Here is a 25,449-nt window from a genome sequence, read left to right on the forward strand (position 1 = left end):
AGATGCTTCGTATTAGCAGCTTGGGTAGCCCATTTATGTCTATATGTTGTAACCACAATGTCCTTAACGCGTAATAAAGGTAATTCAATAGTATCTTTATGGGCGGTGGAGGGATTAGATGAAGCATTTTTTGGGAAAAGGGCGTATCATTCGCTGGATTGAGGTTATTGTCGTCTGGATCGTGTTGGCACGAATCTTTGGCGTGATGTCGCATATGGCATTTTTCGGAATTGGTCTGATGGCGCAGCTACTCATGTACCAGATGTATGAGCAGCAAAAAGAAAGCAAGGGCGATACGCGGGTGAAGCGCTTTTGGTTAGCAGGCTTGACCGGATTGGTAACACTAGCGAGCGCAGTGAATGCGTTCTGGGCAGAGTATGATGCGTGGTGGTTCAAGACATTTATGGTGCTGTTCTGGTTGTTTTGCAGCTATGGAGCCTTGCGTATGTACCGGGAAACGAGCAAGCTGTCTACGGGTAAAGGGAAGGCAGCTATTGGACGAGCAAAGTAATCAAAGTAATGGTCTTGGGCGACTATAGGCTGCGCAGTGATACCACACTCTCGTATAATCCAATACATTGGCTAAATAGAAAAAAACGATACCTTACTCTCCTATGATCTAATAAATTTGCTAAATAAAATAACATAAGTGTATTCCAAACCGGCTGTATATAAGCCGGTTTTTTCATGTGTTTTGCGACAGCGACAGAGGAGTTGGATGGGAGTGTGGTGTATTCTTTCGTTTGTAGAACGTAGATTGTGCCTTGCGTAGCATCCAAGCTGTGAACTATGAAGCCGTGGAACATAATGTATAGACGAATTAAGTACGTTACCTATCTCTACCGTCAGCTATCTGCGAATAGAGAGCTGGCTATGTTAAAATAAATACACCTAATGCCGCCAGAGAAGCGGAACAGAATACAAGGAAGGAGTGAAACGGTATGAATATCGTATATACGATCCTGCAGGGGGTCGGGATGATCTTTATCGTTATCGCTATTTTTGTGATCATTACGTTGATCCATCTATGGAGGCGCAAAAATAATCGGTAATCACTGCCCAACCTATCGGGACATTTTGATCCATCAGCCACTGAGTTAGCTTTATCGGATACAAAGATAGCTTATCAGCCCTCTTGAAAAGTGTGAAAACGCGTTGTAAAGTGCTATATCATCTATGATTCCCTCTTCCCATCTTCTGGAACTTTATATTCATTTTATGGTAAAAATATATTAAATTGGTTATAGAATGGATATACTGACGAAGGTAACACAAGGTACTGCATTATCACCCGTTACCCATCAGCGAAGTATAGCAATAACGTCAGTTTGCAAGATGGATCAAACGGGAAAACCATGCAAAGGGGAATGGGAATCATGTGGAGGCACAACGTAAAAAAATGGACAGCAGGAGCGGCAACGATGGTGCTTGCTTTCTCACTTACAGCAGGCTCATGGTCAGCACCGGCGTATGCGGCAACAACACCAGTTCAGCAGCATGGACAATTAAAAATTTCGAGCGGTAAGCTGGTGGATGCCAGTGGCAAAGTCGTACAGCTGCGTGGAGTCAGCTCGCATGGAATACAATGGTATGGCGATTATGTAAACAAGGATACGATGAAATGGTTGCGCGATGACTGGGGCATCTCGGTATTTCGGGTAGCCATGTATACAGCGGAAAACGGATACATTTCCAATCCGGCATTGGCAAACAAGGTCAAAGAAGCCGTTGCAGCGGCGAAGGATCTGGGCGTGTATATTATCATCGACTGGCATATTCTGTCGGATAACGATCCGAATATTTACAAAACACAGGCAAAAAGCTTTTTCAGTGAGATGGCGGGATCTTACGGCAATCTGCCCAATGTGATCTATGAAATTGCCAATGAGCCGAACGGCAATGTGAATTGGAATAATCAGATTCGTCCGTACGCGCTGGATGTCACACAAAGTATCCGTGCCAAAGACCCGGATAATGTGATCATTGTCGGTACAGGCACATGGAGTCAGGATATTCACGATGCGGCTGACAACCAATTGCCAGATGCCAATACGATGTATGCGCTACATTTCTACGCGGGTACGCATGGACAATCGCTGCGTGATCGGATCGATTATGCGCGTGGCAAAGGGGCGGCTATTTTCGTTACTGAATGGGGTACGAGTGATGCGTCTGGTAACGGCGGACCGTTTCTGACCGAATCGAAGACGTGGCTCGACTTCCTCAATAGCCGCAATATTAGCTGGGTAAACTGGTCGCTGTCAGATAAAGGAGAAGCCTCCGCTGCGCTGACATCGGGAGCCAGTACAACTGGCGGCTGGACCGATGCCAATCTGACGACTTCCGGCAAATTTGTGCGACAGCAGATCAAGGCAGGTAGCACTAGTACAAGCGGAAGTACAACAACGCCGGGAACGGACAATGGCGGTGGAACCACGACACCTGATCCGAGTACAGGCGGAGGCAGTACAACGCCAACCCAGCCGGACACACCTTCCACGGGTACAGGTTCACTATCCCTGCAATTCCGCAGTGGCGACAACAATCCATCTGACAATGCGATCCGCCCAGTGTTCAATATTCAAAATACCGGGAGTGCGGCGGTCAAGCTGAGTGATGTGAAGGTACGGTATTATTTTAATAATGATGGCAAATCCGGTGACCAGACGTATATCGACTGGGCGAGCGTTGGCGCATCCAATGTGAGCGCGGCATCCAAAGCATGGAGTGGTAACGCGCTGGCAAATCGGTATGTAGAATTCTCGTTTGGCAGCGGAGCGGGTAGCATTCCAGCGGGCGGACAAAGTGGAGAAGTACAGGCACGCATTCATCCGTCGGACTGGAGCAACTTTGACGAGACAAACGATTACTCGTACAACAATGGAAGTACGTCATTTGCCAAATGGAACAAGGTAACGGTGTATCAGCAGGGTAAGCTGGTATGGGGGACGGAGCCGAAGTGATGGAGTATTGCGGGATGACCGTGAGAATCCGATTATTTTGAAAATGAGCAATGAGCAATGATAGCTTTAAAAAAGAGTATGTGCTGATGATGACACATACTCTTTTTTGGCTATAATGATTACGAAAGGTACGAATACATAGGCAGGTGATAGTGATGCAAGAGAATCTACAACGATTAATACATGCTGTGAACAACGGCAAAATGAGAGGTTATGAAGATTATCTCGATCTTCCTGCGTCTTCTGACAAATCTATGGCTACGTCCAAACAATGGATACAGTATGCGATCCAGAAAAGAAAGGAGCGGTACATAGCGTATTATTTTCAGATTGATGTCAATGACTTGTCTATTTATGAAGATGTGGCAATCGAAGAACAAAATGAATATAGCCAGTTGAAGGAAGCGCTGGAATATCTGGTTGAGAAAGGTGCCGATCTAACCAAATTCGCTCCGTTTAAAGGGCAGCGTCCTTTTTAAGATAGAAGTAATACGAAGAAGATTTTATGAGAATATCGTCTATTATTGATCCTCAAATAAAATCGTAATCGAAAAGTATACATAAATGAAAAAAGGCATATACCGTATCATAAGGTATATGCCTTTGTATTCAACTATGATGGATCAAGCCATTATCTCATCCAACATATCTCACTTCACGAACACACTATCTTCCACTGCAACTGACTCAAAAGCTCTGACCTGAGGTGAGTTTGCCGTTCCAGAAGTATAGATAGTTATGCGGGTAAATCCATTGCTCATACACCAATCCAGCGGACTGATAGGTATTGCGGTCGGAAGGCATTCCCCAAGACAGAACCACTTGCTGTGGCGTCATGCCCGCAGATACGCGGTTGTTGCTAATGCTGTTCCATACGGCTTCGCTCCATTTGTATACCGAGCGCGGATTGGTGCCGAACAGGCAGCTGCTGAGCATTTTGCTAACATCGTAGTTGGTATGCAGCGTAACGGCGACTTTGTTGCCATTGGCTTTGCGCAATACCACACTGATCTTGTTATCGTCGCTAATCTGGAAAGAAACAAAGGTTAGTTTTTCCAGATGCTTGAGTCCGGTTCCATTAAACTCACGATTGTCGAACCAGACATTTTTGCCACGCAGAATATTCTGCATTTGCGTTAACGAAGCATCCAATACAAAATCAAACGCTTCGTAGTTGGAGTTTGTATGAATCTCCTCACCGCCAGAATTGCGAGCAGTCACATAAAAGATAGTGCTACTTGGATCGTAATAAACGTTGGTGATCCAGTATGCTCCATTTTCATGAGCAGGGTACATTTTCTGACCGATCAGTGGTCCCATACCTGAGGGAAGCTGACTGATGTTGGTGAGAATTTTGGAGGATTCGGCTTTGCCCTCGTCGGTTGTCCAGAGGAACAGCGCATATGCGCTGGACGCGTATTTGCCATCCAGATCGCTAATAGATAGCAGAGTTTTGTACTGTACATACGTTGTGCCATTGTACGCAAAGGAATTGGTATTGTTGATAGTGACATTACCGCGGCTACCGGTCAAACTAAGCGGGCTGCCGTAGTTGATGGTGATGCCCGGAATACGGGTGATTGTTTTGACTGGGATGTACAGGGTATTGCTGTTCATAAACTGGACTTTCTGGGTGGGCGGTACAATTTGCAGCTCGCCATTGATATAAAGCGAGACAGAGCTGTATGTATTGCCTTTGGTTGAAGCTGCGTTGACGGACAATGCTAGACCGGTGGACAGAACGAGCAGCAATGCGACTGCACATACTAGTTTGACCAGCGGATGAACCGATAAACGTGCGGACATGGAATGTTCCCCTTTTCTCTATAATCTCTCTATGGAATGGCAGGAAAATCAAAGTAAGTGATTCACCTTCCATTCCTAATATCGGAAAATATGTTGAGATCATGAAGATGAGAACGCCTACTGAATAGAATGTTCATGTCCGGTCGTCCGGTTCTTAGCATAGTTGGGGAGTATTCATGACGGCATAAGAATCCACTTCTTCCATGCTGAGAATTACAGTGCTGCCGTACGTAGTGCAGCGCTGATCATCGACGGAACGACGGAGCCGTGATTTTCATCAGCATATTCACGAAAGCGTACATGCAGTCCGTACTCATGCAGCGGCTGTAATCGTTCTGCTAACGCTGCGGCATGTTGCAGCATATGAAAAGGCGGCGTATTTTCCAGTGCACCCAGCGCGATGAATAGATGATGTTCCTCGTTCGCATTCTTGATATATTCAGTGAAAATCTGTTCTTCCTCGGCAATGAGCGGCTGTCCCCAATGCAGCGAAGGGCTAGCAGCGACATAATTCCGAAACGATTGCGGCGCAGTGAACAGCGTATGCAGGGTGAACAATCCACCAAAGGAATGACCCAGCAGCGTCTGACGATCCACGTCCACTAGCTGGCGTCGTTCCACCTCTGGCTTCAATACCTCCTGAATAAATCGCAAAAATTCATCTGCTCCGCCATGTAGAGCCCACGGCTGACCATCGCGGGAAGGAGGCAGATGCTCTGCGGGAACAGGCAGGGTATAGTCGTAATGACGCTCCGGTGAATTGGGCAATTCAGATGGATAGCCGATGCCAATAATGATAGAGGCGATCACATCCGTTTTCTGCGTACGTCGCGATTGGGCTCGTTCAGCTGCCAGTAATGGAGCGAAGATGGCATGACCATCCAATGTGTAGATGATCGGGTAGCCTCTTTCAGTTGGTGGCAGATCAGGAATGGACATCAGAATGCGATACTTGCGACCAGTAGCAGAGGTGAGATCGAATTGAGTCGTTCCACGTAAACAAAATTCACTTTCTGGTGCTTGAGGATGTGCGGCGATCTGTTGGCTATGGGGAAACGATGAGTTCATAAGTATTCTCCTTGTCTATAGATGGAAATGAGAGGGACGCTGTGTAGTAGAGCAAAGGATTGGATACAGCTTCTTGTACGTTTTGCCTTGATCATACAAATTTGTCGCTTTGCCGACCATGCACAATATTCCGTGTGATTCATGGACAAATGTTGAAAAAAGAGTCGTATTCGTTGACGTGCTGGGTTGGAACGGGGTAGAGTGAGGAAGTATATTGAGAATTATTATCATTTGATTATATTGTAGATGAGCTATGGATTCTGTATGAGCAATATAGTAAGGAAGATATTGTTTATTATAAAAAATGAATGGCGGTTGTATAGCGAGATGAATCTTCTCGTATGTGCCATCCATATCGATAGACTGCCCGGCTATTGCATCAATGACCAGATCAACATAGAGGAGAGATACGCCATGAATACTATTGCGGAATGGAAACGGAACAATCCTTCATCGTCAGCAACAACATCGCAGACATCATCTGTGCCACAACCGCTGTACGGCTCCATATTGTCAGCGCTGGACACGCTGAGCTTTCGACTGCGTAATGTGGAGAAGGTACGCAAAACCGGTGACTTTCATCTACCACAGCAATATGCGTCCAGTCATACCCTGCTGATCATTGCCGAGGGTGAAGGTATTCTGACACGGGAGCAGGAACGGCTGCGGGTGCAAGGGCAAAGTGTACACTGGTTCGTACCGGGTAGCACGTTGGGACTACGCTCGTCTGGTCGTAAAGGGATGAGTGTATATTTGCTCCGTTTTGACTGTTATGTGGAGCACGGGCAGGAGTTGAAGCTGCTAGGTTTGTCGGCATATACGGCGATGTCTGCTGGTGAACATTCATATGAAAAGCACGATCATGGCGGTTATCCGATCGCTGGTTCATGGCTGTTACCAATATGTCAGTCGATCCATGAGCAATGGATGAGCGGTGAGCATGGAAGTCGTACGCGTGCAGTCAGTTTGTTTTTGCAATTGTTGTGCGATCTACGAGAGCAGGAACATGTGCCAGAAGGCGATGCTAGTGTGCAGCTGCAACGGACGCGCGCGTATATTGAGCAGCATTATCGGGAACCGTTGACGCTGGAGCAGCTTGCCGAGATGGCGGGACTCAGCCGGAATTATTATGTCAGTCTGTTCAAAAAGCATTACGGGGAAAGTGTCGTTCACTATATGACCCGTCTGCGTATGGAGCAGGCGCGCCGCCTGATGGCGAATCCTGAGCTGCGACTGCGCGATATTGCGCATGAGGTTGGGTATCATGATGAGTTTTATTTTAGCCGTAAATTCAAGCAGGAAACAGGCATCACGCCATCTGCCTATATCCGCAATCGGACCCGCAAAATCGCTTCCTACGATCCGATCATTACAGGGTATCTACTGGCACTGGATGTTATTCCATACGCCGCACCGCTTCATCCGAAATGGACGGCTCATGATGAAAAGCGGCATGCTGCCGATATTCCGGTTCATTTGAAGGTACAGCGTGCAACCATGCAATGGGAGAGCAATCTTGCTATATTGCGGCGCTGTCATCCAGAGCTGATTATCGCACCAGAACACATTTCACCAGAAGAAAAGCAGCATTTGCAGCAAATCGCCGAGGTGCATTATATCGACTGCGCCAGCCCTATGTGGAAGCAGCAGCTGCGGGAATTGGGGCATAAGCTAGGGCAGGATGCAGAGGCGGAAAGCTGGCTGGCGCAATATGATCAGCAATGTGGTCAGGTGCTTGAGAAGATGAGAGCAGGCAAGGCAGCAGCGAAAACAAGGCTGGATCAAGCCGAGGTAGTGGGAGAGCAGCAACAAGGAATGAAAGAGAACCAAGCAGTAATACGAGAGAAGCAACAAGGAGTACAAAACAACCAAGAAGGAATAAAAGGGAAACAACTCGTATCTGGAAATGCCAACGCCATACAAAGCAATATCGCGCCAGCGTATGAGCAAGGGGAGACGGTTGTTTTTGTCCGATATTGGAAAGGGAATTTCTATTCGTGTTATTCATGTGAAGCCGCCCATATGCTGCGTAATGATCTGCATGTACATCTGGCTCGCTTGCTGCCACAGCATATGGCGGATCATGAGATCAATCGGAGAGATGAGGCAGAGGATAAGAGGAATGAGAGAGACGATTGGGAGGATGAAAATACGCCGATCCCCTCTTCTATGCTGGCAACGGTTGATCCCGACCGCTTGTTGTTGCTCATTTGTCAGGAAAGTCAGACGCTACAACAGTGGAAGGAGCTAGAGACGCAGCCAGAATGGTTGAATTTGCGTGCGGTGCAGCGAGATCAAGTGCATGTACTGCATTCTGATCCGTGGCGTGACCGTTCGCCGGAAGCGTACAAACGAATGGTGGACGATGCAGGCAATATCTTTTGCGGATCCCGTTGATCTATCCATGTTGATCTATAAATGAAAGAAGCAGCAACCCGCGCCATTCATCCATAAGCCATCGTTGCAGCAGATATTGAGGGAAGGGCATAAGCTGTTACAGGTTGCAGACGTGCGGAAGCATTGGGCAAGCGATAGGGCATGGAGCATATTCAGGTGGTTAGACTGAACATCGTCCATGCCTTTTGCGAATATTGTCCATGTTCGGATAACGGTATCCATACTATCATTTTATTGAGAATGATTATCAAGTGGGATGGATATCGAAAGGGGAGCCATATTGTGATGAATAGACAAACCAAGACGGCAGGAGGGGAGCGCAATGTTTTGCGTTCCTGTACTGCCATTTGTATACTGGCGTTAACGATGGTACTGTCATCTGCCTGTGGCAATAGTAATAACGCTACCAGCAGTGAAGGTACAGGCGGTACATCATCTGCAAGCGGTGCAACAAACAACTCTGTACAGGGCGAACAGCAAACGATCACCTATCTGGGCAAAGAATACACTGTTCCTGCCAAAGCAGAGCGTATCGTAATTACCGGTTCCATGGAAGCGATGGAGGATGCGCTGATGCTGGATGTGCATCCGACAGGGGCGATTACGTATCGGGGCAGTTTCCCAGAAAAATTCGCTTCCATTACCGATCAGGCAAAATCAATCGGGGAGAAAACAGAGCCGAACTTTGAGACGATTTTGTCGTTGAAGCCGGATGTGATTCTTGGTACGACCAAATTCGATGCGCCTGTGATGGAGCAGCTGAACAAGATTGCACCAACGATTGCGGTATCGCATATTTCGGATAATTGGAAGGATAACCTGAAGCTGATGGGTCAGCTGACTGGTAAGCAGGAGCAGGCGGAAACTGCCATTTCTCAATACGATCAGGATGTGAAAACAGCTCAAAGCGAACTAGGTGCCAAATTGAAGGACAAAACGGTACTGGCGGTACGTATCCGTCAGGGCGCAGTCTGTGTCTATCCGTCGAATGTATTCGTCAATGCAGCGCTGTACGAGGATCTGGGGCTGAAGGTACCAGATATTATCCAGCAAGCGAAAGCGCAGCAGGAAATCTCTGTCGAACAGCTGGCACAGGTGAATCCAGATGATCTGTTTATTCAGTTCTCTGAGGATGAGAATGCCGATACGCCGAATGCACTGCAAGACCTGCAAAACAATCCGATTCTGAGCAAAATGAAAGCATTTCAGAACGGTCATGTGTATGTGAACGTAATTGATCCATTGTCCGAAGGCGGTCCGGCATGGAGCCGTGACCAATTCGTGCAGGCAGCTGTGAAGGAATTGTCCAAATAATGAGTATATTCACTGGCGGAATCCGAAGCTGGCTTCCGCTGCTGTTCATCGTGGGCGTACCGGTTTCGGCTACGCTCACGATTGCTATATCCATCCTGTATGGAGCCAACGATATCGATCTGTCGACAGTGGTGCAGGCGCTGTTTCATTTCGATGAAAATGATATCACGCACCAGATCATCGTGCATTCGCGGCTGCCGCGTGCACTTGGTGCGCTATGTATTGGCGCTTTTCTAGCGGTATCGGGAGCGATCATGCAGGGCATGACTCGTAACTACCTCGCTTCGCCATCGATTATGGGTGTGTCGGATGGCTCGGTGATGGCGATTACGTTATGTATGATTATGCTGCCCGGTGCAACGTCGTTAACGATGGTTGTTTACTCGCTGGTTGGCTCGGCGATTGGGGCGGGGATTGTATTTGGACTGGCGTGGCTACTGCCCAATGGTACGTCGCCCGTACGGATGGCAATTCTAGGTACGATCATCGGTACCTTTCTGAGCGGCGTGGCGGAAGCAGCGGCAACGTATTTTCAGGTGTCGCAATCGGTTAGCTTCTGGTATAACGCTAGGCTCAACCAAATTGATCCGATGATGCTGAAGCTGATTCTTCCATTCGCACTAGTAGGCTTGTTGATGGCGCTGATGCTCGCACGGTATATTACAGTGCTGTCGATGGGCGACGAGATTGCCGCTGGGCTTGGACAACGAACAACTGTGATTAAGGCATTGTCGATGCTGGCAGTTGTGATTCTGACTGGCTGCTCAGTAGCGTTGGCGGGAAAAATCGCCTTTGTCGGCTTATTAGTGCCGCATACAACGCGTTATCTGGTCGGCACGGATTACCGCAAAGTCATACCGTGCGCTGCTTGGCTGGGTGGACTATTTCTCTGCTGGTGCGATTTGATCAGCCGCTGGCTGAATGCGCCGTTCGAGACACCAATAGGTGTCGTCACCGCGCTGTTCGGTGTTCCGTTCTTCCTGTATCTGATTCGTCGGAAAGGAGGCAAAGCACATGAAGCTTCCTGAAGCGGAGATGTTCCCAATTCATCGGCGCATTTGGTTAGTCGCGCCATTACTGCTGTTGATTACGCTTGCTGTCGTGTATATCAGCGTCACCAACGGCACATTCGATATGACCGTTGGCGATGTGGTTCGCACACTGCTGCGTATCGATGCCACTCGCGAGTATGATCTGGTTGTATTCGATTTTCGACTACCGCGTATTGTACTGGCGCTACTAACTGGCTTCGGGCTAGGCATGGCAGGGGCGGTAATTCAAGGCGTTACCCGCAATGGTCTTGCTGATCCAGGGATGCTAGGGATTAACGCTGGTGCGAGTATGGCGGTTGTGCTGTTTATGCTAGTATTTAGCCAGACACTGAATCTGACTGGCTGGCTCGCTTACATGGCAATGCCATTGTTCGGTCTGGCTGGCGGAATGCTGGCAGTAGCGATTATTTTCTGGCTGGCTCGTAGCAATGGGAGATTGGACCCGCAGCAGCTGATTCTAGTCGGAATCGCGGTCAGCGCAGGCTTTGCAGCGATTACGCTGTATCTGTCGCTCAAAATGAATCCGAATGATTTTGAGGCGGCAGCAGTCTGGTTGGCAGGTAGTCTGCATCATGCGAATTGGCGTTATATTGGTGCTATGCTACCATGGTTGCTGCTGATCAGCCCGTATCTATGGTGGAAAGGAAACGTGTTAGATGTATTGCAACTGCATGACGAGACCACGCTCAGTCTAGGATTGGATCTTGGTCGGCAGCGTCGTAAGCTGGTATTGGCGGCGGTCGGTCTGGTGGCGGCGTGCATTTCGGTATCCGGCGGGGTTGGCTTTGTCGGTCTGATCGCTCCGCATATTGCACGGCGGCTGGTCGGTCTGCGTCATCGTCACTTGTTGCCCATTTCCGGTCTGATCGGCATGCTGATGGTATCGCTCGGCGATCTGATCGGCAAAACGATATTCGCTCCCGCTCAATTGGCAGCAGGTATCGTTATTTCGTTGATTGGAGTACCGTACTTCATCTATTTGTTATTCCGCAGTCGGATGTGAGTAATAGAAGGTTGAACAAGAGAATAGAGGATTAAATAGATAGAGGGGATATGCCTGTACACGATATGGGCGCATCTCCTTTTTCTTTTGTCTCTTTGGATTTACATTAGAAGCGGTACATACAAGGGAAGCGGTAAAGGTGAGAAAAAGCGTATAGGCAGCAAGTGTGGATATTAGGCACAGATATTCAATATTCAGACAGCATTGACTATCATGACGTTATCCGCTAGCATGGATAAAATCAAGTTGACTGATGAGTCAATCGGGAGGTACGACATGCCAGAGCGAAATACCACACATACCAATGGAGAAAGAAGGCAGGAGCTACTCGATATTGCCGTCGAGTTGTTTGCGCGGAACGGGTATCATCAGACCAAAGTGTCGGATATTGTGCGGCAGGCGGGAGTCGCGCAGGGGACATTTTATTGGTATTTTAAAAGCAAAGAAGCGATTGCGCTGGAGATTATCGCTAATGGGCGTGAGGAGATTGCACATGTGATCTCGCAGGGATATCGCACGGAGTCCGGTTCGGTGGTGGATATGGTGCAGGCATCCCAGCACTTACTGCAAAATCTATTCCAGTTTGCCAGCGATCATCGTTATCTAATGGAGCTGCTGCTTGGTAGTGGAGCAGCGGATGAAGCGATACGGCAGGCAGCCAATGAAGCACGGATTCAGATGGAGCAGGCATTCCGGCGTAATATTGAGCGTGCGATTGAGCTGGACATGCTGCCGACTGGCATCGATCCAGCCATGCGTGCAGCGATGCTAACCAGTCTGATCGAAGGTATGATCGCCAGATGGTTGTTCGGACCCCAATCTGCTGATTCATCGCTCGCAGACAAAACGCTGGAAGAAATCTCAGCGCAGACGGCGCGCTTTGAGTTTTTCGGATTGCTCGGTATTTGAGTGCTTGAATCGTTGGAAATTGTTGAGTATAGCTAGCAAAAAGACCAGATATACCCTTCTCGTGTAGGAGCAAAGGTATACCTGGTCTTTTTGCTATATTCATGATGAACGTGGATGTGCTATTTCGTATTGCGAACGATCTTAGTCCAGTAGACCAACCATTTGCAAACCGTGCAAAATGCCATCCTGATCCACTGGCTTGGTCACATGGCGTGCTACGGCTTTGGCTTCTGGTTCAGCATTGCCCATCGCGACACTGTTGTAGATTTGCTTGAGCATTTCTACATCGTTCAAGCCGTCGCCGAATGCGTACTGGCGCTCTTTCGGAAAGCCCAGTTTTTCAGTGATCTTGGAAATGCCGTTCGCTTTGGAGCCGCCAGCAGGCAGCACGTCGACCGACATCGGATGCCAGCGGATAAAGTCGAAGTCTTTGAAATCTGCTGCATAATTTTGCTCCGCACCTTCCAGACAGAACAGCAAGCATTGGTACATTTCGCGCTGTTCATAGTATGCCGGATCGTAGGTTGGGAATTTATCTACATGCAGTGTGCTGATGCTGGTAGTAATATATTCATGCTCATCCGGTACATTGGCGCGCATATCGTCGGCATCCATGTACACGATTGGATTTTCATTTTCGATGGCAGCTTGGCTTAATTTCACCAGTGCATCCGGGTTCAGTGGATTGGTGTACAGCACTTCGCCGCGCAGTACCACGTATTGTCCGTTGTAGCTGACGTAAGTGTCGATTTGCAGTTCTTCGCGGATCTTTTCAAACATAAATGGTGCACGTCCCGTAGCAATCGCTACCTCGTGTCCACGTTCACGCAGTTCAAAAATCGCTTGTTTGGTGGAAGCGGGCAGTTCTTTGTTGAAGTCCAGCAGGGTTCCGTCGATATCGAAAAAGATAATACTTTGATTAGACATAAGCAGCTCCTATCCGTCTCTCTGTATTGGTATTGCAGTCTGAATATGCGTCTAGCCTATCTACATATTCGCAGTTCCTTCTATTATACCAGTAGAGACGGGCGTTGTCGTGGAATTGGGCAAGGATGGTGGTTTGGCAGAGGGGTTTGGATTAGTAATCGTAATGAATACAAAAAAAGATACTCTCATTTGGATCAACGAGAGTATCTATAGTGTGCTGCTATTTACTATTTACGCTTTCAGGTTCGGCTTGAAGCCTTCTTCTCTTAAATAATCATCGGCTTCACGGCGCGATTCGAATGCCATGTCGAGGTTGTCGCCTGCGTACAGGCACCACATGTCGTCTTCGTATTTCAGGATCAGCGTATGACCTTCATCGTCGATCCAGTTGCCGCCTGCGGATGAGCTGGATAAGGAGATGACGGGAGTAGAGGAACCAGCGGAGCTTTTACTATCGCTGACATCTTCAGCCGGTGCTTGGCTGGACATCGCTTCAAGCGTAGCATCCAGCAACGTACGCAGCTGCTCCTCCGAATAGTCGCGGATATTTACAAAGCCTTTATCATCGGTTTCGTATTCATCCAGCAGTCCAGCATAGACAAAGCCATTGCCGTTCGGATGAATATGAAATGCTACAATTTTCTTATCAACGGTACTTTCTTCAAAATGAAAATTAACCCGTCCAAGTGATACCTGTTTGCGCTGCAATTGAGGGTACGATTCCAGCAGTTCAAGCTTTTGTTCAAAAGTAAGCATGTGTGCCTCCTGTTAACTGTCAATAGTGGTGATTATACCATATCGGCGGTTGTTTGGGATGGCTTTTCATTAGAGGAATACAAACGGTTGAAGCAATCAACAGAATCGTTAGTTTCTGGACTGCATTTTATTACGATCCACCATTTGTGATATTAGGAAATTTGCTCACGGGCAACAGTTGCTTCCGCTAGACTATGCGAATGGGCGGGAGCCGATTCTACTTTGCGGCGAGACGTCATGTTGAAAAATAGATTCAGCACAATCGCGGACAAGCTGCCCGTAATTGTACCATCGCTGACGATGATACGCAGCGAAGCTGGCAATCCGGCGAACAGCTCTGGCACAACCGTTGCACCGATACCCAGCGAGACGGAGCAGGCAACCACGAGCAGATTGCGTTGATCTTTGAAATCCACCTCGGTTAGCATACGGATACCGGAGGCGATAACCATCCCGAACAGGACGACGGTCGCACCACCGAGTACGGCAGGTGGGATGATCGTTGCCAGCGCAGCGATTTTCGGAACCAAACCAAGCACCATGAGGATACCGGATGCCATGAAGATGACGTTACGCGTTTTGACACGGGATAGTTCGACCAGACCGACATTTTGTGCAAAGGTGTTATACGGAAACGCATTGAACAATCCGCCCAGCATGATCGCAATACCTTCTGTACGATAGCCGCGCGTCATATCCTGCGGCGTCAGCTTTTGGTCGCATACACGACCGAGGGCAAGGAATACACCTGTCGATTCGACGATAATGACCATGCAGACGATAATCATGGTGAGGATCGGAGCGATTTTGAACTCTGGTAGTCCGAAAGCAAAAAATTGCGGCAGATGGAACCAAGATGCTTCCATAACAGCAGTCAAATTCACTTTACCAAGCAATGCAGCAGCCAGTGTACCAACGATAATACCGATCAGTACGGATAGCGAACGCATAAAGCCGGTGAAAAAGCGATTAATCAGCAGAATGAGTGCCAGTACACCGAATGACAGCAGGAAGTTTTGCAAGCTGCCAAAGTCATCGTTGTTCGCACCGCCTGCCATATTGCGAATACCTGTTGGAACAAGGGACAGCCCAATGACCGTCACTACTGTTCCCGTTACAACCGGTGGGAATAGCTTAATAATTTTACCAAAAAATCCAGCGAATACAGCGACAAATAATCCAGCAGCGATAATCGCTCCATACACAGATGCTAATCCGTACTGATTGCCGATTCCGATCATCGGCGTAATCGCGACAAAGGAGCTTCCCAGCATGACTGGCAATCCAATGCCGAGGTATTTTGTTTTCCATGCTTGCAGCAGGGTAGCGATTCCGCAAGTTAGTAGGTCGATGGCGACCAAATAGGAGAGCTGCTCTGTCGTCAGATTCAATGCACGCCCGACAAGTAGTGGTACTAGAATGGCTCCGGCATACATAGCAAGTACATGCTGCAATCCAAGCGAAAAGATTTTACCGCCGCTTACTTTGTTTTCCATATCGAACGCCCCTTTGAATGTAAGTATATTCTCGTATATACATGCTTATGTCAGGAAAACTATCTGTTTGAGCTGTTATTAGTGTTATCATAGGCGTGTATCGATGCTTTGAAGAGTGTTATTCTTAACATTTGTAAAAAAATATAATTAAAAGTTCGGATTTTATGCAGAAAGATGATTTTCATGTAAATTAATATTACATAGTAGATCAATATGAGTTTTTCAAGTGCAGAGAATAGAGGGGGAGCGCGAGCAAGGAGTATGTCAACGCATCTGAATATCTGTATCTAACGATCTGTACATGTGAACAATCTGCGTACAAGATGCGATATCATCGCTGAAACAGACGGGTATTTAAACAGTTCCATCTGATTTTTGAACACGTGAACATGTAGAGAATTCTATAATAAAGAGGCAATCCAATTGTGTAAGCGTTATCAAAACTACGAATGAATAGGGAGTGAATAACGTGATCAAAAAGCAGTATGCATGGATGCCTCGCTTGCTGACCGTTGCGTTGGGTCTTGCTTTAGTCGTACCAGCTGGTGGTGTGACAGCTGCCGATTCGGCTAGTAATGCAGCATGGTCTGCCAATCATGATGGACAAGGCAAGCAACAGAAGGTACAGCTGGAATATCTGGATCGTGGACTGGTTGCTGCTCATACGGTAGATGGTAATTTTCTCAGCTGGCGGCTACTTGGCAATGAAGTAAAGGGTTATTCGAATACAGGGCTGACGGGGACGGATTTTGCTGTGTATCGGAATGGAACGTTTGTGGCAGTCGTCAGTGATAGTACCAACTATTTGGATACAAAGGGCAAGGTGCAGGATCGATATCGTTTGCTAGCGATTCCCGCACGTTCGCATCCATCCGTCACTGCTACCGAATCCTTGTATGACGATACCGCAGGTGCAGCGCGATCCTCGTCTGCTGAGGTCACTTCCGCTACATATGGCATCTCGTCCTCTGATCATAGTCAAACCGTTGAACAGACAGCGACAGCACATGGCATCTCTGTTGCCAGTCTGCTCAAGCCGGATAACAATAAGCTTAGTGCACCAGTATCGGTTTGGAATGACACGTATTACGATCTTCCATTGCAAAAGCCAGCCGATGGCGTCACTCCGGCAGGCGAAGCGTACAGTTATTCCGCTAACGATATGAGTGTGGGGGATGTAGATGGCGATGGGGAATACGAATATTTTGTAAAATGGTATCCGTCTAATGCGAAGGATGTGTCGCAGAAGGGCTACACTGGCAATACGTACATTGATGCGTATCGATTGGATGGGACGCTGTTATACCGGATTGATCTCGGCGTGAATATTCGTTCTGGCGCGCACTATACTCAGTTTCTCGTATACGATTTTGACGGTGATGGCAAAGTCGAGATGATGATGAAAACCGCACCGGGTACAAAGATCACTCGTTATGGAGCGCGCGGCAATGTCGTGTCAGAACGATACATTTCACTGCCCAAAGAAGATCGGCAGGCAGGATACGCCAATACGGATGATTACCGCATGAGCAGCGAGGATTATTACAATCATGTGGTGCAGATGTTCCAAGACTGGAGTGAGCATCCTGAGGTGAAAAATGGTCATTGGCCGAAGACACTGGAAGAGGCGTTTGGCATCGCGCCGAAGTATTCGTATCCATTATCGCTGAATGATGCGAAGGCGTTGGCGGACTATTTTATCGACGTGTATGCACCGTCGCGCAGCACACGTAACGATCTGCGTGATTTTGAAGGCTTTATCGTGCGTGGACCGGAATATTTAACTGTATTTGAAGGGCGTACAGGGAAAGAGGAGCAGACCGTGCATTATGAACCAGAGCGATATGACGATGGGTTGATGTGGGGTGATTATGCGATGAGCCGGATCGAGCCGGGCAACCGAGTGGATCGTTTTTTGGCGACCGTCGCCTATGTGAATGGCAAAACGCCGTCCGCAGTGTTTGCCCGTGGATATTATACGCGCGCCGCGCTCGTATCTTATAGCTGGGACGGCAAAAAGCTGAGCAAGGACTGGACCGCCGACACGGGCTGGGCGCTCATGACCAATCCATTCAACGACGGCCCACATGGACGCGACGGTACCGATCCGAATCTGGGACCGCTTGCTGGACAAGGGGCGCATTCCTTGTCTGCCGCCGATGTGGACGGAGACGGCAAGGACGAGATTGTATACGGCTCCGGTACCGTCGATCACGATGGTACCCTGCTATACAGCTCCAAGGATGTGATGCCAGCAGGCAGTGCCATTCCGGGTCAGATTGCCAAGTTGGGACACGGCGATGCCCTGCATGTAGCAGACATTGATCCGAACCGACCGGGATTGGAAATCTATATGGTACATGAAGCAGCAACCTACGCACCGTATGGTTATGCGCTGCGTGATGCAGCAACTGGCAAAGTCATCTATGGCGCGTACACTGGTAAGGATACCGGTCGCGGCATGGTCGGCGATATTGATCCATCCCGTCCGGGTCTGGAAACATGGGCAACCAATCTGCGCACCGCTGATGGCACCCTCATCGGCAAAAGCTATCCGGGTACTAATATGAATATCAAATGGAGCCCACAGCTGACGACGCAAATCATCGACGGTTCACAGGATGTGACGCCAACCATTCAAGATTGGCAAAAGGGCACTGTACTGGTTGCCAATGGTACACTGTCCAATAACGGCACCAAAGGTAACCCTTCCCTCGTCGCAGACATTTTCGGCGATTGGCGTGAGGAATTGCTGCTGCGTACAGCAGATAGTTCAGCGATCCGCATCTATCTCAGCACAGAACTAACCAACCATAAGCTGTACACACTGATGCACGATGTACAGTATCGTACCGGTATTGCACGTCAGAATACGACGTATAACCAGCCAAGCTATACCAGTTTCTACTTTGCTTCGGATATGGACTGGTCGAAGGTGCCGATCCCGAATAATACCACATTAGGTCGAGACAAATAACCAATAACAGGATTGCAGCAATAGAACTCACTTGCTGCAATCCTGTTTCATCTAATCATGTCTTCTATATATAAAAGCCAATTATCAAAGTCGATTATCAAAGCCGATGTAAATCCAAGGTAGCCCTACCATTTGCTCTCCATAGAAATGGTGGGGCTACTTATGCGTGAGTAAGCCTTTCCATAGCTTGCATATTTTGCTTATAATGAAACGATAGCTTGATCCATAGACTGATAGATGATCTATGGATCATTCTCATCAAGATCATTGTTGCTACGTGACGTGGATGTCAGCGAGAAACCATCTATATTTATAGGAAAAGGGGTCTGTACCTATGACGAACAGGAAGCATACGGAGCCAGAAACGGAGTCCTCCGCACCGATGAACACAGTCGAACGTCATTCCACATCATCTTCACAGCCACCATCTGAACCTGCACATCCTGCTACGACCAAATACGAATACCGTACACTCCATGCACTCCCTGAGGCGGACATGCTCCAGCGGATTGCGACGCTGCACGAATCTATATTTTCAGGCAAGGGAGACGTTGGACTTATTCAGAAAATACATAACAATGTCACCATACCAGATATCAAGGAATTGCTGACCATTGTGGCACTAGATGGAGAGGAAGTCATCGGCTACAAAATTGGCTATCCATTAATGGAGGATCAGAATACATTCTATAGCTGGCTAGGCGGTGTCGATCCCCATTACCGTAAGCAAGGCATCGCATCCATACTCATGGACACACAGCACCAGCATCTGCGACAAGCCGGATACCACAAAGTCCAGACAAAAACGATGAATCGCTGGCGCAATATGCTGTTGCTGAATATTCAGTACGGCTTCGATATTGTGGATACATTTACCGATGCGCAAGGGTCTTTCAAGATTGTGCTAGAGAAGGATCTGCTATAAGTTCTAAGGACATAGGCGACTATGTTAATACTGCTTACTATGTAGATGCCTGAAAGAGCTGAACAACAATCTAGCATCGATCCAGCGCCGTAGGAAGGTAGCAAGCAAAGAATAAGATATATAATCATAAAAGGCAGATCAGTTAGTGCTGATCTGCCTTTTTCAGTTCATGTAGAATGGTAATAATACATTGTGTTATCGGCACGTAAAAGGTTTTAATCAGTGGTTTTCTTGATACAAAAGCTTAACTTGTTCATTAGGTTGTTTCTAAGCACGGAACGGAGAAAAGGAAATAAGGGAAAAGGAACGACTTTGGAGTCGCGAGAATCTACATGCAATCCTAATCCGTAGATTCTCGTGACTCCACCTGAGTTCCATTCCCTTATTCCTTTTCGGAGTGCTTGTTGCTCAAGCACCCCAACCATTCACAATTTCAAACCAGCAAGCAATGAACACTTACCAGCCTACGCGAATAATCAATCCTTTCGGATCACCAACCTCAAGATAAGCCGCCTGCTGATTATAATCATCATAAGCAAACCCATACGCCAGTCCGCCAATACTATGATCATGCCAGAACTTCGCATAATAATTCGCCGGAGCCGCTTTGTAATAGGCAGCTACATTATTCCAATCCGCTTGGTTCCCATACACATGTCGGTTAATCGCCGAGCAAATGCCCGGTGATTCCTGCAATGCTCCATTACAGAGCAGAATCTCCTGCGTCGTATAATTCGCATACCCAGCAAAATAATTCGCATTCGCACCGCCCGCTTTGAACGAGCCATGAATCGGTGCTACGATGCGGTAAGGCGCTTGTACATCTGCCAGCCCTTTGAAGGCAGTTGGCACTTCGCTCTTATACTTGCTGAAAATACTTGCCCGTGTTTCCGATTCCTGTTCACCCACTGTGCGGTCATAGTTGCCTGCACGGTTCACCAGACGGTGTTGCAGTGGGAAGCCGAATCCATCTACACGCGTAGTATTGCCGTGATACCCGGAATCATTCACCGTAAACTCGACAAAATCAAAATACACATTTAGGTTCGGGTCGGACGGATTGTTAATATCCGGTCCAGCGAAGCCGTCATTGTATGTTTTGATATAACATGGCGAACCGACGCAGATGAACATGCGACCGGAATCCATTTTCGGCAGACTCACCCATTCTTTCTGAGCGATGGTGCTGTAGATGTTGGCGTAATTGACACCGTTTTTGGTCAGATGACCAGAAGCGTCATTCAGCGCGGCAGAGATCGGACGTAGCTCGCCGGAGCTAGTCAGATAACTCCACTGCTTGGTTGCTGGATTGATACCGAGGATGCCCCAGTAAACCTGACTGTCTGAATAAGCACCGTTTGTCGCATTCAGTAGCTTGAAAGTCATCACACCGCTACCAGTTGGCGCTGGGATGGATGAAGCGGAAATAGAACCTACCGAAGGGGCAGCAGCCGAGACGTTGCTAGTCAGACCCGGCGATGCAAAACCTGCAATCACCAGTGCTGCCAGCAGCACACATTTACCAATCCAATGAAACATCAAATTCCTCCTTTTTTGTATACGCTTTCATATTGCGATTTTATTATACATTATATGTAATTTATTTAAAATTATAGAATTTGGAATGGTGATCTTGATCGGTATGTCCGCTATATACGACCACTCACGTTATTTGAGAAGAAAAGGGAAGCCAACCAAATCAAAGTCTCTATAGCAGCAGACCACGGTTTGGACAGATTCATCATATTCAGTTCATACGGAATTATAACCGTGCATTCCAGATCAGAAAATCCACATCTTCCGTAGCAACGATCACTTCCGCCCTAATCATCGCCATATGCGACGTGCCTTGCAAGCCCAATACCATTAGATATATACGGTACCGCTGATAGAATCATCATATATAGTAGAATGTTCCCTACGATGCCTCTTGTTTGCGCTCTTAAAACACGAGGTCTAATAAAAAGTGATTTTGCGTCAGCAAAATATCTTACCTATTCACTATCTACTATCCTCAATCCCACAATCATGACTTCTATAGAAGAAACATGACTCTCCATCCTGACTACCAAGTATCCTTTTCACAAAATCAATATCCGTTCTCCCGAAATGATTGTTTTCACATCCATCATTTCAGCAAATGATCCTGAATCCGCTCTCAAATGGCGGTGCATTCACATATCTGAAATACACGCCTCGACGCAAAGATGACATCAAGAAATAAAAAAGATTGTTGCAAGCTTTTTCAATTATGAACTTTCTTCAAATGCAGCAATTTTCATTTGCTTTTTTGGGTCGGAAGCAGTAAAGTTTTATACTTGAGTGTCCAAAATTGTTATGGTTCTGACCGTGTTTCTTGTTCTGGAAATGATAGACAAAACGCTGGAAGGAACAAACCATATATAGTATGTCAAGTAGTTTATTTTTTTGACGACATACCGGCAGTCACAGCCGTGCATAGATGCCTGATAGTTCTTGTTTTTAAAGGGAAAAGTGCTGTAAATCTTCACTTCGGCACTTACGTTTCGTACTTTCGTACGCTATTGACAACACAATATATAGGGTATACACTCAAAAACATCTCCCATATATTGATGAACGGATGTTTTAGGGGACCATATATGGGTAATGCATTGTAAGAGCGACTGGCACAGTGGGGAATCAGCCATTCAGCGGTTGTTACCGGTGATGAGGAAGCTGAGCTGTACAGTACACCCATACTACATATTGAGTTGAAAAGGAGATGTCATCCCATGCTGATTGCGTACGATTCTAAAACGGGCAATGTACGGCGGTTTATCGGAAAATTGAAACATACATCAGTGCAGGCGGTACAGATTGAAGAAGCGCTGCAACTGAATGAACCTTTTGTATTGATCACCTATACGACTGGCTTCGGTCAGGTCCCGGAACGGGTGACTCATTTTCTGGAGAAAAACCACAACCGTATGCTCGGCGTAGCAGCGAGCGGTAATCGCAACTGGGGCGACAACTTTGGTAAAAGCGCTGATCTGATCTCGGCACTATACAACGTTCCCGTCGTATACAAATTTGAACTGTCCGGCACGACAGGAGATGCACAACGATTCGTACAGGAGGTAGAGAAAATTGCGGCATATTGAATTGAACAACCTATTGATGCAACGCGACGACAGCGGTTTTTTCCGTTTGGATAAAGATAAAGAAGCGGTTCTGGAATATATGAAGGAAGTTGACGAGAAGAGCATGAGCTTCGCGGACACAACGTCCAAAGTACGCTACATGATCGACAACGACTATTATGAGGATATGTACCTCCACTATGGTGCACAAGATGTTGAAGAGGTGTATGAGATTACACACAGCTACAACTTCCAATTTCCTTCCTATATGGCAGCCTCCAAATTCTACAAAGACTATGCAGTGAAAACGAACGACCGTGCGCAATATCTGGAGCATTATGCAGATCGCGTCGCTGTTGTAGCACTGCATCTGGGTCGCGGTAATGCCGAGAATGCGAAGACGCTGGCACGTTCCATGATGGAGCAGCGTCTGCAACCGGCAACCCCGACATTCCTGAATGCTGGTAAGAGTCGTCGCGGTGAGATGGTATCGTGCTTCCTGTTGGAAATGGACGATTCCCTCAATTCCATCAACTATGTACTGAACACCTGTATGCAGCTGTCCAAAATTGGCGGCGGCGTAGCGGTGAACCTCTCCAAGCTGCGTGGACGCGGCGAGCCGATCAAAGGCGTGGAAGGTGCAGCCAAAGGCATTATGCCAGTACTGAAGCTGATGGAGGATGCATTCTCTTATGCCGATCAAATGGGTCAACGTAAAGGCTCTGGCGCCGCATACTACAACATTTTCGGCTGGGACATCCTAGAGTTCCTTGACAGCAAAAAGATCAATGCCGACGAGCGTACGCGTCTGAAAACTCTGTCCATCGGTCTGATCGTGCCTAACCGTTTCTACAAACTGGCAGCGGAAAACGAACTGCTGCACGTATTCGCTCCATACAGTGTATACAAAGCCTATGGCAAACATCTGGACGATATGAACATCGACGAGATGTACGATACGCTGCTGGCAGATGATCGTGTGAAAAAGAAAGTCATCATGAGCGCACGCGACATGCTGACTAAGATTGCAAGCATTCAGCTGGAATCCGGCTATCCTTATATTATGAACAAAAGTAACGCTAACAAATTCCATGCACTGAACAGTATCGGTTCGGTGAAAATGTCCAACCTGTGCACCGAGATTTTCCAATTGCAGGAGACAACAGAAATTACCGATTATGGCGTGGAAGACATCATCCGCCGCGATATTAGCTGTAACCTCGGTTCCCTGAATATCGTGAACGTGATGGAGCTAGGCAAAATCCGCGAATCCGTGCATGAAGGCATCATGGGTCTGACATCTGTCAGCGATATGACCAACATCGCGAATGCACCGGGCGTAGCCAAAGCGAACCGTGAGATGCACTCTGTCGGTCTGGGCGTTATGAACCTGCACGGCTATCTGGCGAAAAACAAAATCGCTTACGAAAGCGACGAGGCAAAAGACTTTGTTCGTACATTCTTCATGATGATGAATTTCTATTCATTGGAGAAAAGTATGGAAATCGCGCGCGAAGCGGGCAAAACGTTCATGGACTTCGATAAATCCGACTACGCAAGCGGCGTATATTTTGACCGTTACCTGTCTACCGACTATCGTCCAACGACAGCGCGCGTACAACAACTGTTCGGCAGCATGACCATTCCTACACCAGCAGACTGGCAAAACCTGAAAGCTGATGTGATGAAGAACGGTCTGTACCATGCGTACCGTTTGGCGATTGCGCCGACAGCAAGCATTTCGTACATCCAAAACGCGACTTCCAGCGTTATGCCAATCGTTGAACAAATCGAGACTCGTACGTATGCGAACTCGACCACTTACTATCCAATGCCATACATGCAGCAAGATAACTTCTTCTACTACAAATCCGCATACCAAATGGATCAGTTCAAAGTACTGGATCTGATTGCGGAGATTCAACAGCATGTGGATCAAGGTATTTCTACCGTTCTGCACGTGAGCAGTGATGTAACAACACGCCAACTGGCACGTTACTATCTGTATGCTGCACACAAAGGTCTGAAATCCCTGTACTACACACGCACTAAGCGTCTGACTGTAGAAGAGTGCATCAGCTGCTCGATCTAATATACGAATAACTAAGCCGTCGACATGATGTGCATGAGACAATGGGCATCATGCCGATAGAAAGTGTGCAATCATGATTCAAGGTATCTTTGAAACGCATATCAATGTTAGTGATGTAGAGGTATCCGCTCGGTTTTATGAGCAACTGCCGGGCGTTACCTTACTGCATCGTGATGAGCAACGCAAGAGCCGTTTTTACTGGATTGGTCAGCCGGGTACATCCATGCTGGGCATTCGGCAAGATTATCCGTCTCCGCTTGTACAGCGACAGCATTTTGCGTTTACAACGAGTCTGGATTCCTTGCGTACGGCTGCATCAGAACTGGCAAAGCTAGGCATCGTTACCGAGAATTTTCATGGCGATGTGGTTGAGCGTGCCGATGATTTGATCGTATTTCCATTTATGCCGGCGGTATCGATCTATTTTACAGATCCCGACGGTCATTCCCTCGAACTTCTTGCCATGCTGCCGCATTCGGCACAACCGGATCAGCCGCTGATGACATGGAAAGAGTGGGAACAACGGCAACAAGCCTGAACAGGCAATACAGTATGAATGAAATATCAACACAGCCTGCAAAAGTTACTTCTCACGGGCGTACACCGTCCGGGCTTCTTTTGCATGCTGTCCTTTTATGAGTTCAAGCATGATTTTAGATTTTG

The 25,449-nt window shown here is 47.5% G+C and carries 19 protein-coding genes; 13 read left to right on the plus strand and 6 right to left on the minus strand.

The window, feature by feature from the left end; all coding sequences use genetic code 11:
• Window positions 1-118: 118 nt before the first annotated feature.
• The 3 genes from ABXR35_RS00160 (at window position 119) to ABXR35_RS00170 (ending at window position 3,442) form a co-directional block, all read left to right on the plus strand.
• Window positions 119-511, plus strand: coding sequence for a hypothetical protein (locus ABXR35_RS00160; protein WP_367053783.1), 393 nt, complete (start codon window positions 119-121; stop codon window positions 509-511).
• An 865-nt stretch (window positions 512-1,376) separates the two neighbouring features.
• Window positions 1,377-2,963, plus strand: coding sequence for a cellulase family glycosylhydrolase (locus tag ABXR35_RS00165; protein ID WP_367053786.1), 1,587 nt, complete (start codon window positions 1,377-1,379; stop codon window positions 2,961-2,963).
• Window positions 2,964-3,118: 155 nt separating this feature from the next.
• Window positions 3,119-3,442, plus strand: a complete 324-nt coding sequence (locus ABXR35_RS00170) for a hypothetical protein (RefSeq protein WP_367053788.1) — start codon at window positions 3,119-3,121, stop codon at window positions 3,440-3,442.
• Window positions 3,443-3,650: 208 nt separating this feature from the next.
• Here the strand turns inward: ABXR35_RS00170 and ABXR35_RS00175 are convergent, their stop codons facing one another.
• Both ABXR35_RS00175 and ABXR35_RS00180 read right to left on the minus strand, forming a co-directional pair.
• On the minus strand, window positions 3,651-4,769 hold the full coding sequence (locus ABXR35_RS00175) for a hypothetical protein (protein WP_367053791.1): 1,119 nt from the start codon (window positions 4,767-4,769) through the stop codon (window positions 3,651-3,653).
• A gap of 213 nt (window positions 4,770-4,982) precedes the next feature.
• Complete coding sequence (locus ABXR35_RS00180) at window positions 4,983-5,837, minus strand: alpha/beta hydrolase (protein WP_367053794.1); 855 nt, start codon at window positions 5,835-5,837, stop codon at window positions 4,983-4,985.
• 414 nt (window positions 5,838-6,251) lie between these two features.
• Here ABXR35_RS00180 and ABXR35_RS00185 point away from each other — a divergent pair, with 414 nt between their 5' ends.
• From ABXR35_RS00185 to ABXR35_RS00205, 5 genes are all read left to right on the plus strand, one after another.
• The gene (locus ABXR35_RS00185; protein WP_367053797.1) at window positions 6,252-8,234 is read left to right on the plus strand and encodes an AraC family transcriptional regulator; all 1,983 of its coding nucleotides are present in this window, start codon (window positions 6,252-6,254) and stop codon (window positions 8,232-8,234) included.
• A 285-nt stretch (window positions 8,235-8,519) separates the two neighbouring features.
• Window positions 8,520-9,548 carry an ABC transporter substrate-binding protein gene (locus tag ABXR35_RS00190; RefSeq protein WP_367061010.1) on the plus strand — a complete coding sequence of 343 codons (1,029 nt, stop codon included), beginning with the start codon at window positions 8,520-8,522 and terminating at the stop codon, window positions 9,546-9,548.
• On the plus strand, window positions 9,548-10,576 hold the full coding sequence (locus ABXR35_RS00195; protein ID WP_367053800.1) for a FecCD family ABC transporter permease: 1,029 nt from the start codon (window positions 9,548-9,550) through the stop codon (window positions 10,574-10,576). The genes ABXR35_RS00190 and ABXR35_RS00195 overlap by 1 nt, the downstream gene beginning before the upstream one ends.
• A gap of 7 nt (window positions 10,577-10,583) precedes the next feature.
• The gene (locus ABXR35_RS00200; protein ID WP_367061013.1) at window positions 10,584-11,603 is read left to right on the plus strand and encodes a FecCD family ABC transporter permease; all 1,020 of its coding nucleotides are present in this window, start codon (window positions 10,584-10,586) and stop codon (window positions 11,601-11,603) included.
• 276 nt (window positions 11,604-11,879) lie between these two features.
• Complete coding sequence (locus tag ABXR35_RS00205) at window positions 11,880-12,512, plus strand: TetR/AcrR family transcriptional regulator (protein ID WP_367053803.1); 633 nt, start codon at window positions 11,880-11,882, stop codon at window positions 12,510-12,512.
• 141 nt (window positions 12,513-12,653) lie between these two features.
• Here ABXR35_RS00205 and ABXR35_RS00210 read toward each other — a convergent pair whose 3' ends face one another.
• The 3 genes from ABXR35_RS00210 to ABXR35_RS00220 form a co-directional block, all read right to left on the minus strand.
• Window positions 12,654-13,439, minus strand: a complete 786-nt coding sequence (locus ABXR35_RS00210; RefSeq protein ID WP_367053806.1) for a Cof-type HAD-IIB family hydrolase — start codon at window positions 13,437-13,439, stop codon at window positions 12,654-12,656.
• Between the two features lie 231 nt (window positions 13,440-13,670).
• On the minus strand, window positions 13,671-14,195 hold the full coding sequence (locus ABXR35_RS00215) for a hypothetical protein (protein WP_367053809.1): 525 nt from the start codon (window positions 14,193-14,195) through the stop codon (window positions 13,671-13,673).
• Between the two features lie 152 nt (window positions 14,196-14,347).
• Window positions 14,348-15,691 carry a nucleobase:cation symporter-2 family protein gene (locus tag ABXR35_RS00220; protein WP_367053812.1) on the minus strand — a complete coding sequence of 448 codons (1,344 nt, stop codon included), beginning with the start codon at window positions 15,689-15,691 and terminating at the stop codon, window positions 14,348-14,350.
• Window positions 15,692-16,184: 493 nt separating this feature from the next.
• On the opposite strand from ABXR35_RS00220, the gene ABXR35_RS00225 reads away from it, so the two are divergent.
• Both ABXR35_RS00225 and ABXR35_RS00230 read left to right on the plus strand, forming a co-directional pair.
• Window positions 16,185-18,668 carry a rhamnogalacturonan lyase gene (locus ABXR35_RS00225; protein WP_436669339.1) on the plus strand — a complete coding sequence of 828 codons (2,484 nt, stop codon included), beginning with the start codon at window positions 16,185-16,187 and terminating at the stop codon, window positions 18,666-18,668.
• Window positions 18,669-19,002: 334 nt separating this feature from the next.
• Window positions 19,003-19,593 carry a GNAT family N-acetyltransferase gene (locus ABXR35_RS00230; protein WP_367053818.1) on the plus strand — a complete coding sequence of 197 codons (591 nt, stop codon included), beginning with the start codon at window positions 19,003-19,005 and terminating at the stop codon, window positions 19,591-19,593.
• Between the two features lie 456 nt (window positions 19,594-20,049).
• Here ABXR35_RS00230 and ABXR35_RS00235 read toward each other — a convergent pair whose 3' ends face one another.
• A complete protein-coding gene (locus ABXR35_RS00235) occupies window positions 20,050-21,132 on the minus strand; it encodes a glycoside hydrolase family 64 protein (RefSeq protein WP_367053821.1) in 1,083 nt (360 codons plus the stop codon).
• A 1,214-nt stretch (window positions 21,133-22,346) separates the two neighbouring features.
• On the opposite strand from ABXR35_RS00235, the gene nrdI reads away from it, so the two are divergent.
• From nrdI to ABXR35_RS00250, 3 genes are all read left to right on the plus strand, one after another.
• Window positions 22,347-22,715, plus strand: a complete 369-nt coding sequence (gene nrdI / locus ABXR35_RS00240; RefSeq protein WP_367053824.1) for a class Ib ribonucleoside-diphosphate reductase assembly flavoprotein NrdI — start codon at window positions 22,347-22,349, stop codon at window positions 22,713-22,715.
• Window positions 22,702-24,786, plus strand: coding sequence for a class 1b ribonucleoside-diphosphate reductase subunit alpha (nrdE, locus tag ABXR35_RS00245; RefSeq protein ID WP_367053827.1), 2,085 nt, complete (start codon window positions 22,702-22,704; stop codon window positions 24,784-24,786). The genes nrdI and nrdE overlap by 14 nt, the downstream gene beginning before the upstream one ends.
• A 73-nt stretch (window positions 24,787-24,859) precedes the next feature.
• On the plus strand, window positions 24,860-25,324 hold the full coding sequence (locus ABXR35_RS00250; protein WP_367053830.1) for a VOC family protein: 465 nt from the start codon (window positions 24,860-24,862) through the stop codon (window positions 25,322-25,324).
• Window positions 25,325-25,449 lie beyond the last annotated feature (125 nt).

The sequence above is a fragment of the Paenibacillus sp. JQZ6Y-1 genome (genome assembly GCF_040719145.1).
In the GTDB taxonomy this organism is placed as follows: Bacteria; Bacillota; Bacilli; order Paenibacillales; family Paenibacillaceae; genus Saccharibacillus; species Saccharibacillus kandeliae.

Excerpts from the sequence above, each read along its gene's own strand:
- ABXR35_RS00160 (WP_367053783.1), top strand. The coding sequence starts at position 119 with ATGAAGCATTTTTTGGGAAAAGGGCGTATCATTCGCTGGATTGAGGTT.
- ABXR35_RS00165 (WP_367053786.1), top strand. The coding sequence starts at position 1,377 with ATGTGGAGGCACAACGTAAAAAAATGGACAGCAGGAGCGGCAACGATG.
- ABXR35_RS00170 (WP_367053788.1), top strand. The coding sequence starts at position 3,119 with ATGCAAGAGAATCTACAACGATTAATACATGCTGTGAACAACGGCAAA.
- ABXR35_RS00175 (WP_367053791.1), bottom strand. The coding sequence starts at position 4,769 with ATGTCCGCACGTTTATCGGTTCATCCGCTGGTCAAACTAGTATGTGCA.
- ABXR35_RS00180 (WP_367053794.1), bottom strand. The coding sequence starts at position 5,837 with ATGAACTCATCGTTTCCCCATAGCCAACAGATCGCCGCACATCCTCAA.
- ABXR35_RS00185 (WP_367053797.1), top strand. The coding sequence starts at position 6,252 with ATGAATACTATTGCGGAATGGAAACGGAACAATCCTTCATCGTCAGCA.
- ABXR35_RS00190 (WP_367061010.1), top strand. The coding sequence starts at position 8,520 with ATGAATAGACAAACCAAGACGGCAGGAGGGGAGCGCAATGTTTTGCGT.
- ABXR35_RS00195 (WP_367053800.1), top strand. The coding sequence starts at position 9,548 with ATGAGTATATTCACTGGCGGAATCCGAAGCTGGCTTCCGCTGCTGTTC.
- ABXR35_RS00200 (WP_367061013.1), top strand. The coding sequence starts at position 10,584 with ATGTTCCCAATTCATCGGCGCATTTGGTTAGTCGCGCCATTACTGCTG.
- ABXR35_RS00205 (WP_367053803.1), top strand. The coding sequence starts at position 11,880 with ATGCCAGAGCGAAATACCACACATACCAATGGAGAAAGAAGGCAGGAG.
- ABXR35_RS00210 (WP_367053806.1), bottom strand. The coding sequence starts at position 13,439 with ATGTCTAATCAAAGTATTATCTTTTTCGATATCGACGGAACCCTGCTG.
- ABXR35_RS00215 (WP_367053809.1), bottom strand. The coding sequence starts at position 14,195 with ATGCTTACTTTTGAACAAAAGCTTGAACTGCTGGAATCGTACCCTCAA.
- ABXR35_RS00220 (WP_367053812.1), bottom strand. The coding sequence starts at position 15,691 with ATGGAAAACAAAGTAAGCGGCGGTAAAATCTTTTCGCTTGGATTGCAG.
- ABXR35_RS00225 (WP_436669339.1), top strand. The coding sequence starts at position 16,185 with ATGCCTCGCTTGCTGACCGTTGCGTTGGGTCTTGCTTTAGTCGTACCA.
- ABXR35_RS00230 (WP_367053818.1), top strand. The coding sequence starts at position 19,003 with ATGACGAACAGGAAGCATACGGAGCCAGAAACGGAGTCCTCCGCACCG.
- ABXR35_RS00235 (WP_367053821.1), bottom strand. The coding sequence starts at position 21,132 with ATGTTTCATTGGATTGGTAAATGTGTGCTGCTGGCAGCACTGGTGATT.
- nrdI (WP_367053824.1), top strand. The coding sequence starts at position 22,347 with ATGCTGATTGCGTACGATTCTAAAACGGGCAATGTACGGCGGTTTATC.
- ABXR35_RS00250 (WP_367053830.1), top strand. The coding sequence starts at position 24,860 with ATGATTCAAGGTATCTTTGAAACGCATATCAATGTTAGTGATGTAGAG.